The sequence below is a fragment of the Psychrobacter sp. 1Y4 genome (genome assembly GCF_051847555.1).
In genome coordinates this window covers 1-631 of sequence record NZ_JBPYDE010000739.1, presented here as the reverse complement: position 1 = coordinate 631, position 631 = coordinate 1, and the positions used below count along the sequence as shown (strand labels likewise).

Here is a 631-nt window from a genome sequence, read left to right as displayed (position 1 = left end):
AGTCAGGAGTCAGCAAAGACTCTTCTTGTCTTATTCAACGCACTCAATAATTAAAATAATCTTAGATGATGATGTCACATTAATCAAAAATAGCAGGACTATATCTAGAAATAGATGTAGTCCAGAATCGCTTAAAGGGTCTCGTATCAGACCTAATAAATACTATCTCAGAATATCCAGTCTTAAGTATTGTCAGGCTTCATAGTAGCCACCAAGTCGGTGAAGCGCTCACCCTGAATCGAGACATGCGCTTTAATCAAACGCTCTGCCAAATCTTCATCTGCATTGATAACAGCATCGACGATGCTCTGATGCTCGTCAAACGAGTGCTGCATGCGATTGTTCACTCGCAGTTGCAAGCGTCTATAGGGATGCAAGCGATTGTGCAAATTGCTAGCTTGCTCGACCAAAAAGCTATTATGGCTCAATTGATATAAGAAAAAATGAAACTTTCTATTGGCTTCATAGTAGCTCTCTGGATTGTCCTCGATTAAGTACTGTTTGCACTGATCGTGCAAATGTAGCAGCTCAACTTTTTCTTCTTCATTAATTCGTCTTGCGGCAAGCCTACCGCACATGCCTTCAAGATAAGCCATCACCTCAAACATCTCAAACAAGGTGACGATATTTA

At 40.6% G+C, this 631-nt stretch carries 1 protein-coding gene; it reads right to left on the bottom strand.

What is annotated here, in order from left to right; genetic code table 11:
- Positions 1-182 precede the first annotated feature (182 nt).
- Positions 183-631 (bottom strand): GntR family transcriptional regulator (locus ACS8FC_RS18625; RefSeq protein WP_439297884.1); only part of this gene is annotated, 449 nt, incomplete at its 5' end.